The 14,866-nt window shown below is 68.1% G+C and carries 11 protein-coding genes and 1 pseudogene; 2 read left to right on the forward strand and 10 right to left on the reverse strand.

Annotation, left to right across the window (positions count from 1 at the left end; translation table 11 throughout):
- Nucleotides 1-91: 91 nt before the first annotated feature.
- Nucleotides 92-2,881: a winged helix-turn-helix domain-containing protein gene (locus AC10V3_RS06465; RefSeq protein WP_022534355.1), complete on the reverse strand. Its 2,790-nt coding sequence runs from the start codon at nucleotides 2,879-2,881 to the stop codon at nucleotides 92-94.
- Nucleotides 2,882-3,284: 403 nt separating this feature from the next.
- Here AC10V3_RS06465 and AC10V3_RS06470 point away from each other — a divergent pair, with 403 nt between their 5' ends.
- Nucleotides 3,285-6,026 carry a winged helix-turn-helix domain-containing protein gene (locus AC10V3_RS06470; RefSeq protein WP_490923308.1) on the forward strand — a complete coding sequence of 914 codons (2,742 nt, stop codon included), beginning with the start codon at nucleotides 3,285-3,287 and terminating at the stop codon, nucleotides 6,024-6,026.
- A gap of 35 nt (nucleotides 6,027-6,061) precedes the next feature.
- Here AC10V3_RS06470 and AC10V3_RS06475 read toward each other — a convergent pair whose 3' ends face one another.
- The 3 genes from AC10V3_RS06475 to AC10V3_RS06485 all read right to left on the reverse strand — a co-directional run bounded on the left by AC10V3_RS06475 (nucleotide 6,062) and on the right by AC10V3_RS06485 (nucleotide 9,001).
- Nucleotides 6,062-7,030 (reverse strand): Bug family tripartite tricarboxylate transporter substrate binding protein, encoded by a 969-nt coding sequence (locus AC10V3_RS06475; RefSeq protein WP_022534357.1) that lies wholly within the window; start codon nucleotides 7,028-7,030, stop codon nucleotides 6,062-6,064.
- Nucleotides 7,031-7,185: 155 nt separating this feature from the next.
- A complete protein-coding gene (locus AC10V3_RS06480; protein ID WP_490923311.1) occupies nucleotides 7,186-7,677 on the reverse strand; it encodes a PaaI family thioesterase in 492 nt (163 codons plus the stop codon).
- A 160-nt stretch (nucleotides 7,678-7,837) separates the two neighbouring features.
- On the reverse strand, nucleotides 7,838-9,001 hold the full coding sequence (locus tag AC10V3_RS06485) for a CaiB/BaiF CoA transferase family protein (RefSeq protein WP_022534359.1): 1,164 nt from the start codon (nucleotides 8,999-9,001) through the stop codon (nucleotides 7,838-7,840).
- Nucleotides 9,002-9,394: 393 nt separating this feature from the next.
- On the opposite strand from AC10V3_RS06485, the gene AC10V3_RS06490 reads away from it, so the two are divergent.
- Nucleotides 9,395-10,132, forward strand: coding sequence for a hypothetical protein (locus tag AC10V3_RS06490; RefSeq protein WP_051369694.1), 738 nt, complete (start codon nucleotides 9,395-9,397; stop codon nucleotides 10,130-10,132).
- Between the two features lie 71 nt (nucleotides 10,133-10,203).
- Here the strand turns inward: AC10V3_RS06490 and AC10V3_RS06495 are convergent.
- The 6 genes and pseudogenes from AC10V3_RS06495 to AC10V3_RS06520 form a co-directional block, all read right to left on the reverse strand.
- Nucleotides 10,204-10,365, reverse strand: a pseudogene (locus tag AC10V3_RS06495) (c-type cytochrome); the annotation flags it as partial.
- A 3-nt stretch (nucleotides 10,366-10,368) separates the two neighbouring features.
- Nucleotides 10,369-11,367, reverse strand: coding sequence for a Bug family tripartite tricarboxylate transporter substrate binding protein (locus AC10V3_RS06500; RefSeq protein WP_490923313.1), 999 nt, complete (start codon nucleotides 11,365-11,367; stop codon nucleotides 10,369-10,371).
- A gap of 18 nt (nucleotides 11,368-11,385) precedes the next feature.
- Nucleotides 11,386-13,125 carry a long-chain fatty acid--CoA ligase gene (locus AC10V3_RS06505; protein ID WP_022534363.1) on the reverse strand — a complete coding sequence of 580 codons (1,740 nt, stop codon included), beginning with the start codon at nucleotides 13,123-13,125 and terminating at the stop codon, nucleotides 11,386-11,388.
- Nucleotides 13,126-13,145: 20 nt separating this feature from the next.
- The gene (locus AC10V3_RS06510; RefSeq protein WP_022534364.1) at nucleotides 13,146-13,562 is read right to left on the reverse strand and encodes a Zn-ribbon domain-containing OB-fold protein; all 417 of its coding nucleotides are present in this window, start codon (nucleotides 13,560-13,562) and stop codon (nucleotides 13,146-13,148) included.
- 1 nt (nucleotide 13,563) lies between these two features.
- On the reverse strand, nucleotides 13,564-14,733 hold the full coding sequence (locus tag AC10V3_RS06515) for a thiolase family protein (protein WP_022534365.1): 1,170 nt from the start codon (nucleotides 14,731-14,733) through the stop codon (nucleotides 13,564-13,566).
- Nucleotides 14,734-14,736: 3 nt separating this feature from the next.
- On the reverse strand, nucleotides 14,737-14,859 hold the full coding sequence (locus AC10V3_RS06520; protein WP_349609300.1) for a hypothetical protein: 123 nt from the start codon (nucleotides 14,857-14,859) through the stop codon (nucleotides 14,737-14,739).
- Between the last annotated feature and the right edge of the window lie 7 nt (nucleotides 14,860-14,866).

Here is a 14,866-nt window from a genome sequence, read left to right on the forward strand (position 1 = left end):
GTGGCGTGGGCGGGGAAGCGCGAGGGGTTGGCTGGAAGGAGGGGGCGGGGAACGGGGGCGGCGGTCCGTGGCCCGCCGGCTGTGGGAATGCTCAGCGGCCTTCGCCGAGTTCCCGGTCACGCATGCGCGCGACGGCTTCGTCGCGGCTGGTGACGTCGAGCTTGCGGAAGATGTTGCGCAGGTGCCACTTCACCGTTTCCGGCGACAGGCCGAGCGTGCGTGCGATCTTCTTGTTGGGCAGGGCCTGGCCGAGCAGGCGGACCACATCGATCTCCCGGTCGCTGAGCTCTTCCAGTTCGCTGTCCGTGGTGCCGCGCATGTCGGCTGCACCGGCCGCGCTGGTTGCAACGGCAGGGGCGGCAGTCTGCAGGCGTTCAACATAGAAGGTCAGTACCGGATCGAGCGTTCCGGTGCTTGCCAGTGTGGCGATCAGGTCCAGCGCGTCCGGATACGCATCGACGATGCCGCGCAGCAGGCCGAGCCGGTGCCCGAGCCGCAGGGCGGCCAGCAGATGCGTGTTTGTCGCCTCCGGGTCGCCCTGGCGTGAAACGGCCACGGCCGCGAGGATGTGCAGCTGCGCTACCTGGCGCAGCCAGCTGCGCGCTTCGCAGTAGGCAATCAGCGGCCCGATGCGCTGCGAGGCGCCGTCCGGATCGTCATGGGCAAGGGTGACCAGGATGTGCGAGCGCTCCGCGGCAAGGTGGATCGCATCGAGCGAGCCCCGGGGCGCATCGCGGTGCCGGGCAGCAATTGCATCCAGCCGGGCGAGGACCGAAGCGGCGGATTCCATGTCGCCGCAATGCAGGTGCAGCCGGATCTGGTAGGCAAGGCTTTGCGCCAGCAGCCGGTCCAGCCGCAGGTGCGAGCCGTACTCCTCCAGCCGCTCCAGTTGTGCGAAGGCGTCCAGCCGGTGGCCGCTGAGCCAGTGCACGGCAGCCAGCACGGTGTGCACGCGCAGCACGGTGTCCGGGATCGAGACCCGCTCCAGCACGTCCACGCGATCCTCCAGCAGCCGGCGTGCGCCTTCGAGGTCGTTCTGTTCATACAGGACTTCGCCGAGCAGCGCCGCCGCGAAATACTCCGGCTCCGCCCGCGTTTCGCCGATCTGCTCGGTTTCGCGCAGGATATCGCGGGCAATGCGCTCGGCCTGGATGAGCTTGCCTTCCAGTGCAAAACTGAAGCCCACCATGCAACGGCCGTTGAGGCTGCCGCTCGGGGTGCCAAGCAGCGGCGCGCCTTCGAACAGCAGCGGCTGCGCCTCGGTCTGTACACGGCGGGCGCGGTCGTACTCGCCCAGGTGCATATACAGCCAGGAGAGCAGGTTGTTGCGCGAGCCGACAAAGAGCGATTCGGTGTTCTCCGGCATCTGCTCGAGCTGCGGCAGAAGGCGCTTTGCGCCCTCGGTGTCGTCGCGCAGCACCATCAGCGTGCATTGCAGCAGGCACAGCCGGTAGCGGGCGGACTCGTCGCCGGGCGGAATCTCGGCAGCCAGCCGTTTGGCGTTTTCCAGTGCGGCATCCAGGTCGCGTTCGTAGATCTGCATGCGCAGCGCCAGCAGCTGCAACTCGATGCGGCTCTGCACCTGCTCTGCGGGCAGCAGCCGGAGCAGCCCAAGGGCCTTGCGTACCTGGCCCCGGGCGAGCAGCGTGCCCGAGAAGCGCTCGACCAGATCGGCCGCCGTGCCGGTATCTCCGGCGAGTACCGCGTGCCGGACGGCCTCCTCCAGCATGCGATGGTCACGGAACCAGTGCCATGCCGCCTCGTGCACGGCCCGCTGCTGCGCCTCGCTGCGCGTGCGGAACCGCTCGGCCAGCGTTTCGCGCAGCAGCGGATGCAGGCGGTACCACGACTCCCGTTCCGGGCCATCGGCCGGGGCGATGAAGAGGTTCTCGCTTTCAAGCCGCGTGAGCAGCCCCATGACGTTGCTCTCGCTCTGCGCCGGTTCGCTCAGGGCCACGCACAGGGAGGCGCTGAAGCGTTCGCATGCCGCGGCACGCACCAGCAGTTCGGCTTCGTCCGGCGCCAGGCGGGACAGCACTTCGCGCTCGAAATACTCGGCGAATGCGCCAGCATTCTGCACATTGGCTCGCACGATGCCGCTGGCAAAGGAACTGCCGGTCGCGCTCTGCTTCTTGCGTCTCCAGTGGGTGGCGAACAGCTGCAGGCCGGCCACCCAGCCATCGGTGAGTTCGTGCAGCAGGCGCGCGTCGCGGGCGGAGATATCGCCCAGTTGCGCGTTCAGGAACTGCTGGGACTCGGCCAGCGTGAAGCGCAGGTCGCGCTGGTCCAGTTCGAGCAGCATGCCCTGGTCGCGCTGTCGGCCAAGCGAGAGCGGTACCGCACCCCGTGACACCAGCACCACGTGGAAATTGGCCGGGGCGTAGTCGATCAGCCACTGCAGCGTGTCGTAGATGCGGGGGTTGGTCAGGTGGTGCAGGTCATCGAGCGCCAGCACCAGTTCGCGCGGATAGGCGGCGATGCCACGAACCAGCGAAATGATGGTGCGCTCGACGCCTTCGTCATCGACGCCGCTGCCTGCCAGCAGCATGGCCTCGCGGGTCATGGCCGGGCTGACTTCCGACAGGCAGCCCAGCAGCCGGTCGAGCCAGCGCGACAGTTCGTTGTCGCCGGCCTCCGCGGTCAGCCAGGCCATGTCGAAGCCGAGCGCAAGCAGGTCCAGCCGCCAGGCCATCAGCGTTGCGGTCTTGCCGCAGCCGGCTGGCCCTTGCAGGACAAAGCAGCGCCGGCGGCGCGCCTCGGTCAGCTGCGCCAGCAGCCGCTCTCTTGCGACCACGCGTACCGCGCCGCGCGGCGGCCCCTGCCGGGCAGGCGCGGCCGGCGCCGTGCCGGCGCGGGCGGCCGCATCCGGATGGTCAGGCATCGGGCGGGAGCCGGAAGAAGACGGTATTTGCGGCATAGGAGGGTAACGCGCGCCAGGCTGGCTGGCGCTTTACTGAGGGGCGGAACGCATCTGTCGCGATTGTACTGGTATAGGACACAGGGGCGCTGCGTCGTACGAGGCACTCGCCGCCACGAGCCGCTTCGCGATGAATACCCCGGGGCGGGTGCGCGCCCACCCGTAACAGGGGGGAAGGCGGCAAATGGGGCAAACGTCTCGATGCTGTCGCTTATATTCGCCGTGCGTGCCGCCTGGCAGCACCCGCCTATGACGCGGGTGCCGTGACAAACGCTCCCGCCGGCGCCGCGGCCCGCGCGTCCCCTCACTACTAGCGCACTGCTGAACGCCGATGGAACGCCGTATCCCCCCTCTAGCAACCAGGCTCGTGCCACCGCGCACCGGCCCCAGGTCGGTCCCCCGCGAAGCACTGGTCCAACGCCTGCATCATGGCCGGCATGGCAAGCTGGTTCTGCTGACAGCCGCTGCCGGCTATGGCAAGACCACGGCGCTGGCGCAATGGCGCCAGCGGCTGGCAGCCGATGGCGCGCGCGTGGCGTGGCTCTCGCTTGGCCCGGACGATGACGTGCTGGAGGGATTTTGCGCGGCCCTGCTGGCATGCCTGCATCGCGCCGGCATTGTCCTGCGCCAGCCGGGACTCGCCCACCCTGACAGCGCCTGCGATACACCAGCGGTGGCAGCGGCCGTGATCAGTGCCCTGGCGGGCGTGCCGGGCGAGCTCTACCTGATGCTCGATGAATTCGACCATGTGCGTGAACCGGCCACCGTCGACTTCATGCAGGCGCTGCTTGCGGCCCGGCTGCCCGGCCTGCATGTCGTAGCGGCTTCCCGCCGCGAATGCAAGCTGGCGCTTGGCCGGCTGCGCGCCATGGGAGAGCTGGCCGAATTTTCCTGCACCGATCTCGCGTTCAGCCTGCCGGAGACGCGGGCTTTCCTGCGCCACCGGACTGAAGGACGGATTGCGCAAGGCGAGGGCAAGGGCCGGGCGGCCGACGCCGACCTGGCGGTCCGGCTGCACGATGCCACGGCTGGCTGGCCGACCGGCCTGGGGCTGGCGGCGGCCTTGCCAACGACCACGCCGGAGACGCCCGCCTCGGGAGCCGGATGGCCCGCCGCCTATTGCGCCGCGCTGCATGCCTACTGGAGCGAGGAGGTCACCGCCGGACTGCCGCCGGAACTGCTGACGTTCCTGCAACGGCTGTCAGTCCTGGATCGGTTCAACGCAGATCTTGCCGCCGCGGTGACCGGCAGCAACGACGCTGCCGGGCTGCTCGCCGACATTCGCGCCCGTGGGCTCTTTCTCCGGCGTGTCGCCACGCCGGGCACCGCGCCCGACGGCGTGCCCGATGACTGGTACCGGCTGCATCCGCTCTTTGCCGCACACCTGCGCCACCTGCTGGTGAGCGCAAACGGGGATTTGGAGGTCTTGCACTGGCGCGCCGCCGCTTGGCTGCGCGAGCAGAGCGGCCGCGACTACCTCTCCGATGCGATCGGGCATGCGCTGAAGAGCGGGGATTTCGAGGCAGTGCGCTCGCTGATGGAATCGCTGGCTTCCGATTTGCCGGGCATCAGCCAGCTGCGCAGCTTCATGCGCTGGGTCGATGCCATCGATGCAGACCGGCTCGCCATGCATCCGTCGCTGCTGGAGGCCGCGGCATGGAGTTGCACGGTCTCGGCCAGGCCGAAGAAGGCCGAGGACTGGATCCGGCGCTGGCAGAGCGCCAATGCCGACGTACAGGCGCAGGGCAGCGTTCCGGTCACCCTGATGCGCGCGATCATTGCGCTCCACGAGGACGACCCCGATCGGGCCATGGCGCTGCTGGCAACGCTGAGCGATGCGCCGCTGGGGCGCCCTGTGCTCGAAACGATTCGCTCCGGGCTGGCGTTGCGCTGCGGCACCATGCTCGGCGAACATCCGCGCGCGCTGCCACGCTATCGCGCGCTGGTGCCGACCGCGCGCCAGGGCAGCACCGAGTTCGAACTGATGGGCGCCGGCGCAGTCGCGATGGCCGCGTGGCTGGAGGGCGATGCACTGGAGGCGCTCCGCCTGGGCGCGGCGCCGCTTGCCGCTTCAGAGCAGCAGTTCGGCCGCTATGCAGTGGGTACCAGCCGTTGCGCCGTGCCCGTCGCCGCCGCCCTGTACGAGCTGGACCGGGCCGACGACGCGCGCGAGGTGCTCGCTGGCAGGCTCGACGCGCTGCGATTCTCCACCCCCGATGTGCTGATCGAGGCAGCGGTCTGCCACGCCCGCCTGCAGTGCCTGGCTGACGCTCCGCACGATGCGCTGGTCGGGCTGGTTGAAACGGAGGTGCTGTTCCACCGTCGTGGCCTGCCGCGCGGCGTGGCGCGCATGTTGGCCGAGCAACTCCGGCTGGCGCTGCTGGGCAAGGACCTGCGGCATGCCGAGCGCCTGCAACGCGCCCTTGACGAACTGGCCGCGCAGTATTCCGGCAACTCGCCACGCGACCAGCGTATTGCCGCCACGGCCGCCATGACGCGTGCCCGGCTGGCCCTGATACAGGCGGCGCCGGAACGCGCGCTGGCCGCGCTGGATGGCCTGCGTGCGTTGCCGGCGGCATCGGTGCGGGAAAGCCTGATGGTCACTGCGGATCTGCTGCAGGCGCATGCGCTGGATGACCTCGGCCGCACCAATGAAGCCACGACGTTCCTGACCTCGGCGGTGGCCGCCGGCCAGCGGCTGGGCCTGGTACGCACGCTTGCGGACGAAGGCGGGCGGGTGCAGGAACTGCTGGGCCGGCTGGCGCGCAGTACGAATGCGGACCCGTCCTGCTTTGCGCGGCCACGCAGCGGCAATGTCCCCGCGGCGGGGCGCGGGTCGCCGGCTCCGATGAGTCCGGCAAAGCCGCTGCCGCCGTCGGACACCGGCATGGGCAAGGCGCTGACCCGGCGCGAGCGGGAGATCCTCGCCTTGCTGGAGCAGTCGATGTCGAACAAGCACATCGCACTGGTGCTCAACCTGAGCGTGGATACCGTGAAATGGAATCTGCGCCAGATCTTCGGCAAGCTTGGCGTGTCGCGGCGCTATGAGGCCATCCTGGTCGCGCGCAGCGCCGCGCAGCGTATGGAAGTCGACACCGGCACCAGCTGACGGCGCGAGCCGTCCGCCGGCGCCGGTGCCCGCCATCATTCGGCGGTTGCGCCGCTGGCCTTGATCAGTCGGGCCATCACCGGCTCCGAGGTCTCGAAATCACGCTTGAATTCCACCCCGGTATTGCCAACCGGCTCCAGAGCCAGTGCCTCCATGCGCGCCTGCATGGCCGGCGACTGGATCGAGGCACGCGCTTCCGCTTCGATGCGGGAAAGGATCGCCGTGGGCGTTCCGGAACGCCCTACCAGGCCAACCCAGGCGGGCGGTCGCATTTCCTGTTCCTTCATGCCGGCTTCGGTCATGGTGGGCACATCGGGCAGCTCCTTGATGCGCTTTTCGCCCATCACCGCCAGCGCGCGCAGGCGGCCGCTCTTGATATGCGGCCCGAGCGTGGTGACTGAGCCGATCGCCCATGAAATGTTGCCGGCCAGCATGTCCTGCGCCATCGGCGCCTCGCCCTTGTAGGCAACGTGCACCATTTCCAGGCCCTTGGTCTGGTTCAGGTGCGCGCCGACCAGATGCGGAAAGCTGCCCACGCCGTAAGAGCCATAGCTGACCTTGCCCTTATTCCTGGCCGCCCATGCCATGAACTCCGATACGTTGCTGGCGGGCACTTCGCGGTTCACGGCGAGGACGATCTTGCCGACGCAGATCTCGGTGATGAACGCCATGTCGCGGCGCACGTTGTAGGGCACGCTGGCGTAAAGGTACGGCGTGTTGATGAGGGGCGACGAATGTGTCACCAGCAGCGTGTAGCCGTCAGCGGGAGCACGGGTGAGCGTCTGCACCGCAACCACGCCGGCGCCGCCGGGTTTGTTGTCGACGATGATGGGCTGGCCCAGGCGCTTGCCCATGTCTTCGGCCAGCGCGCGCGCAATGGTATCCGTAGCGCCGCCGGGCGGCCCGGGTACGACGAAGGTGATGGGGCGCGACGGATAGCTCTGTGCGCCAGCTACGGCGGCCCAGGCTAGCAGTGCCGTGGCAATCAGGGGCTTGCAACGCATTTCGTGTTTACCTCGCAGGTGTATGTCGTGAATCGAGAGCGTCGGATGGACATCTCATGACAAACCTTAGCGGAGGCACTGCCCGCCGAAACCAGCCATATCGGATGGGCGGGATTCCCCTATCGGGGGCAACCCGATGGCCGCCTGCAATGCTGCTATGACGCCAGGCTCACAGGCTGCATCGGCGGCTCCGCCACCCGCTGCGTCGAGAATACGCCCATCGTCTGCAGGACCATCCGGGTGCCCACCATCAGGCGGCAGGTGCCGTTGGTGATGCGCTTGCCGTGCTTGACGAAGGTCACGTGGGCTTCAAGCCAGTCGCCAGGCTGCACGGCCGAGAGATAGTCCACGCTCAGGTGGGCCGTTCGCGGCACCAGTCCGGGCAGGTCGCGGCGCATGACAATGCCGTAGGCGCTGTCGGCCAGTGCGGCCAGGAAGCCGCCGTGCGCAATGTCCTGATTGTTGAGATGCTGGTCGGTCACGCGCACGGCGACGACCGGCAGGGTCTCGTGCACGTAGAAGGGGCCGCAGAGCTGTAGAAAGCCGCGGTCCCGGATGAGTGGCCGGTATCCCGGCGGCACCGGGGTCGAAGCGTCAGGCGGCAGGTCCGGCAGGCGTTCGCCGGCGCAGGTTGGCGTTGAATGCATGGCAGTGTAGAAAAAATGGCTCCGGCTCGGAGGCCGGAGCGAAGCAACTTGTCAGGGCAGCCCGACAAGGTGGAGACCTGGTTGCTGTCGCCGCCGCGCGCAGAACACGGGCCGGCGACGCGCAGCAGATACGGTGTGGGCCAGGCGGCGCGCGCGGGCCTCAGGCTTCCGGCCGGAAGCCGAGGCCAAGGGCTTGCAGCCGCGCCACATCGGCGTCGTCGAAGCCCCAGTCGCGCAGCGCCGCGGCGCCATGCTGGCCGCGTTGCGGCGCCGGGCGGACCACTTCGGATGGCGTGCCGAGGAAGCGCGGAGCAGGCCCCGGCTGGACCACGCCGGCCACCTCGATGAAGCTGCCGCGCGCGCGGTGTTGCGGATGATCGGGCGCTTCGCTGAAGCCGAGCACCGGCGCCACGCAGGCGTCGCTGCCTTCGAACACGGCACACCATTCGTCGCGGGTCCTGGTCAGGAAGACCTCATTGAAGTGCTGGCGCAGCACCGGCCAGCCGCTACGGTCGTATTGCTCCGGCAGCTCCTTGCCGGCAAGGCCGAGCTTGTCGAGCAGTTCGGCGTAGAAGCGGCCTTCGACCGGGCCGATCGACATGTACTTGCCGTCGCGGGTGCGGTAGTTGTCGTACCAGGGCGCGCCGCCATCAAGAATGTTGGCCTGGCGCTCCTCGCGCCAGTTGCCGGAGGCCAGCAGGCCCCAGATCACGGCGCCGAGCTGGGCGGCGCCTTCGATCATGGCCGCATCCACCACCTGGCCCTTGCCGCCGCGATGCACGTTCAGCAGCGCAGCAACCACGCCCAGCGCCAGCAGCATGCCGCCGCCGCCGTAGTCGCCCACCAGGTTCAGGGGCGGCACCGGCGCCTCGCCGGCGCGGCCGATGCCGGACAGCACCCCGGAGAGCGCGACATAGTTCAGGTCATGTCCGGCGCGGTCCGCGAGCGGGCCGGTCTGGCCCCAGCCGGTCATGCGGCCGTAAACCAGCCTCGGATTGCTCGCCAGCGCGACATCGGGGCCAAGGCCCAGGCGTTCCATGGTGCCGGGGCGGAAGCCTTCGATCACCACGTCCGCACGCGCCATCAGCTCCAGCGCCGCGCGCTGGCCGTCCGGGTCCTTCAGGTCCAGCGTCACCGAGCGCCGGCCGCGGCCGGTCACGTCGATGCGTTTTCCGGTGGCGGACTTCGGCCCGAGATCGGTCGGCGCCAGGGGGCGGTCGATACGCAGCACGTCGGCGCCCATGTCGGCCAGCAGCATGGCGCCGAAAGGACCGGGCCCGATCGCTTCGAACTCCACCACGCGGATTCCGCTTAGTACTCCCATTCGTTGACTCCTTCGCGTGGCGCGGTCGTCGGCCCGCGCCTTGTTGGTGTTGCGCGCGTTGTGCGCGTGGCCGCTCCCCGGGGGCAGTGCCCGCGCGGCAGAAAGCCGGTTTCGGCACACCAGCCTCGGAGCCAGGGTGCCGGCGGAAAGCGATGGGCGGCTCCCACCGAGTGCCGCTCATCCCTGGCTGCAAGTAGACCAAATTCCGGTCAAGCCGGAACCCACCCTTATCAGGTAGTCCGCGGGAAAGCCTGTCCAATGCGCAAACACGCACTCCTATAATCGGCTCACAGCGCCCGGCCCGACACAGGCCAGGCAATCAGCCAGCAAGCGCGCCCCGTTGCGCGCCAATTTGCCCGCCTGGCCCATCGCCAAAGCAGTTCGGAGTACGAAGTGAGCAATCTGCAGCGCGCGAGCGCATCGCCAACTCGAGGAAACCCGCCTGCTCGTCTGTTGCCGGTCCTGAGCGAGCTCCGGCAGGAGGTCCGTGCGCTGAGCCGCCGCGCCCATCGCATGGCGCTGGCGCATGCATCGGACAGCAACGAGGCCTACTACAGCCATCTTTCGCGGCTGTTCGAGCGCTGGATCGAAGACGGCGCCGCGCGTGTACAGGTCATCTGCTTTGCCTCGGCGGCCGAGTTCGGCCTGCCGTTGCACCGGCACGCGGAACGCTGTCGCGCATCAGCCATGTGCGATGGCTCCGATGCGGTGCGCGCGCTTTACTGGGCCGCATTGCATCGCACCCGCAGCCGTGTCGGATCGACGGCGCAGATGATGGATATGGATGCCACGGTTGCGGCCACGCAGGCGCAGCCCGACAGTGCAGGCGGGCTGCGCAAGCCTGGCAACGATCCCGCGGCAGCGCCGCAGCCGCTTTGCCGGCGCTGCGAACGCCTGTGCCTGGATGCGCGTTGCGCAAACGGCCATGGCTTGCTCCGCCCGCTGGGCGACATGCACTGGCGCAGCCTGGCCAGCGGCGTGCAGTGCCAGACGCGCGAGCACCAGTGCGAGACGTGCAAGACCCACTGGACCCAGCATCGCAGCGCCGCCGACCCCTTTACCGGCTGGACGATCAGCCGCCGCACCGCGGAGCGGAAGGCGCAGACGGAAGCGGGCGCGCTCCTGGCCTGACGGATTGCCCCCGGCATTGCCCGGCCGGCAAAGGCTGGCAAAGGCGGCACTGCTTGCGTCTTCCTCTCCGGTTACTGGCGGGTGTTCGCGATCGCCTTCGGCCGGATCGCGTCAGCCGTGCCCTGGATGAACGCCTTGATCTTCTCGACATCCTCCGCGCTCAGCTTGCCGGTGAAGTCCGGCATGCCGCGTGCCATCGCGGGGCCCTTGAAGACGAAGTTCTGCAGGTGCTCGCCTCATTCCAGCTTGACGTTGCATTCCTTCACAACCTGGGCCCACACCGGTGCGTCCCGCGACATCATCGCCGCCAGTTCATCCGGCTTGCTCCCCACCGGCAGCATGCCGATTTCGGCCAAGCGCCTGCCGACATCCGCCCCGCGGACCTGCGCCGCAATCACCTCCGACAGCCGCTGTACCACCGGAGCCGGCGTGGCGGCGGGTACGAACATCGCCATGAATCCGTTGGGCTCGAAGCCGGCATAGCCCAGCTCGCTCAGCGTCGGCAGTTGCGGCAGGGGCTTGAAACGCTTCGTGCCGGTGAGCGCCAGGAAGCGGATGCGCGGGCTGTTCAGCTGTGCATTGGCGGTGGACTGGTCGACAAAGGCCGCATCGATCTGGCCGGCGAGCAGGTCCGCGAACATCGGTGCGGCGCCTTTGTACGGAACGTGGATCAGGTCTATCCCCGCGCGCTTCTTGAGGAGTTCGGCATGCAAGTGCGCCGACGTACCGTTGCCGTAGGACCCGATCGTCAGCTTGCCGGGGCTTGCTTTGGCCAGCTTGACGAACTCGGCCACCGAGGTGGCGGGCACGCGGGAGGAAACCGCCAGCAGATCCGAGCCGACCGCCAGCAGTGCCACCGGCGCGAAGTCCTTCCTGAAGTTGACCGGCATCGAGGGCATCAGCGCCGGCAGCTGGATCATCGACGTAAAGCCGAGATACAGCGTGTGGCCGTCACGGGGTGCCGCCAGCACCGATTGCGCGGCGATGATTCCCGATGCCCCTGGCTTGTTCTCCACCACGACCGGTTGCCCGAGCGGCTTGGCAATGCCCGCGGCGAGCGCGCGGGCGAGGAGGTCGGTGCCGCCGCCGGGCGGACCGGGCACGACGATGCGCAAGGGCTTGTCGGGAAAATCAGTCTTCGCCTGCGCGGCCGACGGTGCGGAGGCAAACAGCATGCTGCAGCCGGCAAGCGCCAGGCAGGCATGCTTCAGGCATGAGCGAGGGAAATTAAGCATGGAGGCCTCCTGATGCCGTTATGACTTGAGGTTGGGCAGCGGTGCACCTTGCAGTTCCTGCTCCTGCAACTCGCGCCAGGCAATCTTGCCGGTCGCCGAGCGCGGCAGGCGTTCAACGATCTCCACGATGCGAGGCGCCTTGTAGGTCGCCATGCTTGCCCGGCACCAGGCCAGGATGTCGTCCACCCCGACATCGCGCGCCTCAGGCCTCAGCACCACAACGGCCTTGACCGTTTCGCCCCGATGCGGATCGCGCGCCGCGATCACGCACGCCTCCAGGATGGCCGGATGGGTATGCAGCATGGCTTCCACCTCCGCCGGCCAGACCTTGTAGCCGGAGGCATTGACCATGCGCTTGAGACGGTCGCGCATCACGAAGTAGCCGTCCGCGTCCACGCTGGCCAGGTCGCCGGTGCGGAAGAAGCGCTTGTCGTCGATGACGATAAAGCTCTCTTCGTTGGCTTCCGGCTTGTTCCAGTAGCCCATCATCACCTGCGCGCCGTGAACCACGATCTCGCCGACTTCGCCCGCCGGCACTTCGGCCAGCGTGACGGGATCGATGATGCGCGCGTCCACGCCGTAGGTGCGCACGCCGAGGTGTCCGGAGCGAGGCTGTTCCAGCGGATTGGCGATGATGAACGAGGCGGTTTCGGTCAGCCCGTAGCCTTCCACGAACTGGAGCCCGTAGCGCTCTTTCATCAGCCTGGTGGTGTTTTCAGGCACTGCGGCGCCACCGCCCACCACGCAGGCCAGGCTGCTCAGGTCGAACGACTCGATGCCGGGTTGGGCGAAGAACTCCACCAGCATCGGCGGCGGGGCGGCCCAGAACGTCACCCGGTGGCGCGCAATCAGCTCGGCCGCGGTGCGGCGGTCCCAGCGCGGCAGCAGCACGATGGTGCCGCCCATGTAGACCGGGCAGTTGATGCCGTTCTGCAGGCCGAGCAGGTGGAACATCGGTGCGACCGCAAGGAAGGTCGACTCGGCATGCGAGCGCCGCCATAGCTGCGAACCGGCAACGGAGGCCATCACCGTGCGATGGGTATGCATGCACGCCTTGGGCGCGCCGGTGGTGCCAGACGTGTAGGGCAGCATGCAAAGGTCATCCGGGCGGCTGCGGTGAAGCGCAGGCGTGAATGCCTGGGCCACCGCGTGCAGCCAGTGAACGGCCCCGGTGGGCAACGGTACATCGTCGGACCGCTTGAGCGCCCAGTCGGGGATCGCGAGGCCCTCGTCGTCGCCGGACAGCGCATCTCCATAGTGATGCACGATGATGTGCCGCAACGGTGTGGAACCGACCAGCGGTGCCAGCTGGCCCACCAGTTCACCGGCGGAAAACGCGGCGACGGCGCCGCTGTCGGTGACGATGTGGCGCAACTCGTCCTCGAGCAGCATGGCGTTGGCCGGCACCACCACCGCATCCGCACGCAGGATGGCAAAGTAGGCGGCAATGAACTGCGGGCTGTTCTGGCTGAACAGCACCACGCGGTCGCCGGGCTGCACGCCGCAAGCCTGCTGCAGGTAGCCCGCCAGGCGCTCCACCTCATCCAGTAGCGCTGCATAGGTGATGGCGTTGCCGTAAAACTGGATCGCGACCTTTTCCGGGAACCGGCGCGCAGAGATCTCCAGGTTCTCGAAAAGGGTCGTCTGTGGCACATGGAAGCGGGCCGGCACGGTGCCCAGCACGACGGTCTTGTCCACCGCCAGCGGGCCGGTGGGATAGGTGATGACGTTGCCGTCCTGAGAGGCGCGCGTTGTCATGATTGTTTCCTCCGATGCGATCATTGGCGTGCTACGACGCCGTCGAGCGTGAAGGTCGGCACCGGCGGCCCGCCGTCGGTGGGCGAAAATCTCACCTGGACCTTCTGGCCGATGCGCACGGTATCGAGGTCGCAATCGACGATATGGGTCATCATCGACACGCCCTCGTCGAGCTTCACATAGGCAATGCAGAACGGATTCGGGCCGGCGCGGCGCGTCACGCTGAACGAATAGATGGTGCCGCGCCCGCTGGCCTCTTTCCACGTGGTGTTGCCCATGCAGAACGGGCAGAGCACGCGCGGATACCAGTGAGGCTTGCCGCACGACTCGCAGACCTTCACCAGCAGACGGCCCTCGCGGGCGGCTTGCCAGAATGTGGCGTTGTCCGGCTGCTCGTCCGGGGCCTTGTACAAGGTGGGGATGTGAGGGGTCGTCATGTCATTGCTCCCGTTCCAGGATCAGGGTGGCACTGCCGTGGCGCGAGCCGAGATAGCCGCCGGTGCCTTGCGCAAGGGCGAGGTCGCAGTTCTTGACCTGTACGGCGGGATGCGCTTCGCCGCGCAACTGGCGTACCGCCTCGATGACCTTGGTGATGCCGCCGCGGTTGGCCGGATGGTTGTTGCACAGGCCGCCGCCATCGGTATTGAACGGCAGCTTGCCGACGCCGGAGATCAGGTTGCCGTCCGCCACGAACCTGCCGCCTTCGCCCTTTTTGCAGAAGCCGAGGTCTTCAAGCTGCATCAGCACGGTGATGGTGAAGCTGTCGTAGATCGAGGCGTACTTGACGTCGGCCGGCGTGACGCCGGCTTCGGCGAAGGCCGCCGCCCCGGAGAACCTTGCGCCCGACCACGTCAGGTCAACCTCGCCGCCGAGCTGGCCCTTGATGTACTCGCCGGCGCCGAGGATCTTCACCTTCGGGCGCCTGAGCGTAGCCGCGATCTCGGGGCGCGCGACGATCAGCGCGCCGCCGCCGTCCGAGACCACGCAGCAGTCGAGCTTGTGCAGGGGATCGGAGATCATCGGCGAGTCCAGCACGTCCTGCACCGTCACCACATCGCGCAGCATGGCATTCGGATTGTGCTGGGCATGATGCGAGGCGGCCACCTTGATCCACGCCAGCTGCTCGGCGGTGGTGCCGTACTCGTGCATATGGCGCATGGCCGCCATCGCGTACAGGTTGACGGTCACGGGACTGAAGGGGCTTTCGAACGGCGCGTCGGGCAGGTTGGCGCCCCAGTTGCGCGCCTGCGTGCCGCTGGAGCCTTCGGAGCGCGGACGGCCCGCCAGCGTGATCAGGGCGACATTGCACTTGCCGGCCGCAATGGCCTGCGCCGCGTGCGAGACGTGGACGAGGTAGGCGGAGCCGCCGGTATCGGTGGAGTCGACATGGCGCACCTTGAGGCCGAGATAGTCGACCATGTTGACCGCACCGAGCCCGGGCGCGTCGCCGGCGCAGAAATAGCCATCCACGTGGGCCAGCGTGAGGCCGGCGTCGTCGAGCGCGCCTTTGGCGCATTCGGCGTGCAGTTGCGCCACGGTCTTGTCCGGTGCCTTGCGGGTCGGGTGCTCGTAGGCGCCGACGATATAGGCCTTGCCATTGATACTCATGTTTTATTTCCCAGGTACATCAAATGGAGCCATGGATGACGTGCAGAAGGGGGCGGCCAGCATCTGGGTGAGGTCGACCACGCGCAGGCCGGCGAGTGCGCCGCCGGATGGAAGGGAAGACTGCATGCTTGAC

Source organism: Cupriavidus sp. PB-02 (assembly GCF_058252315.1).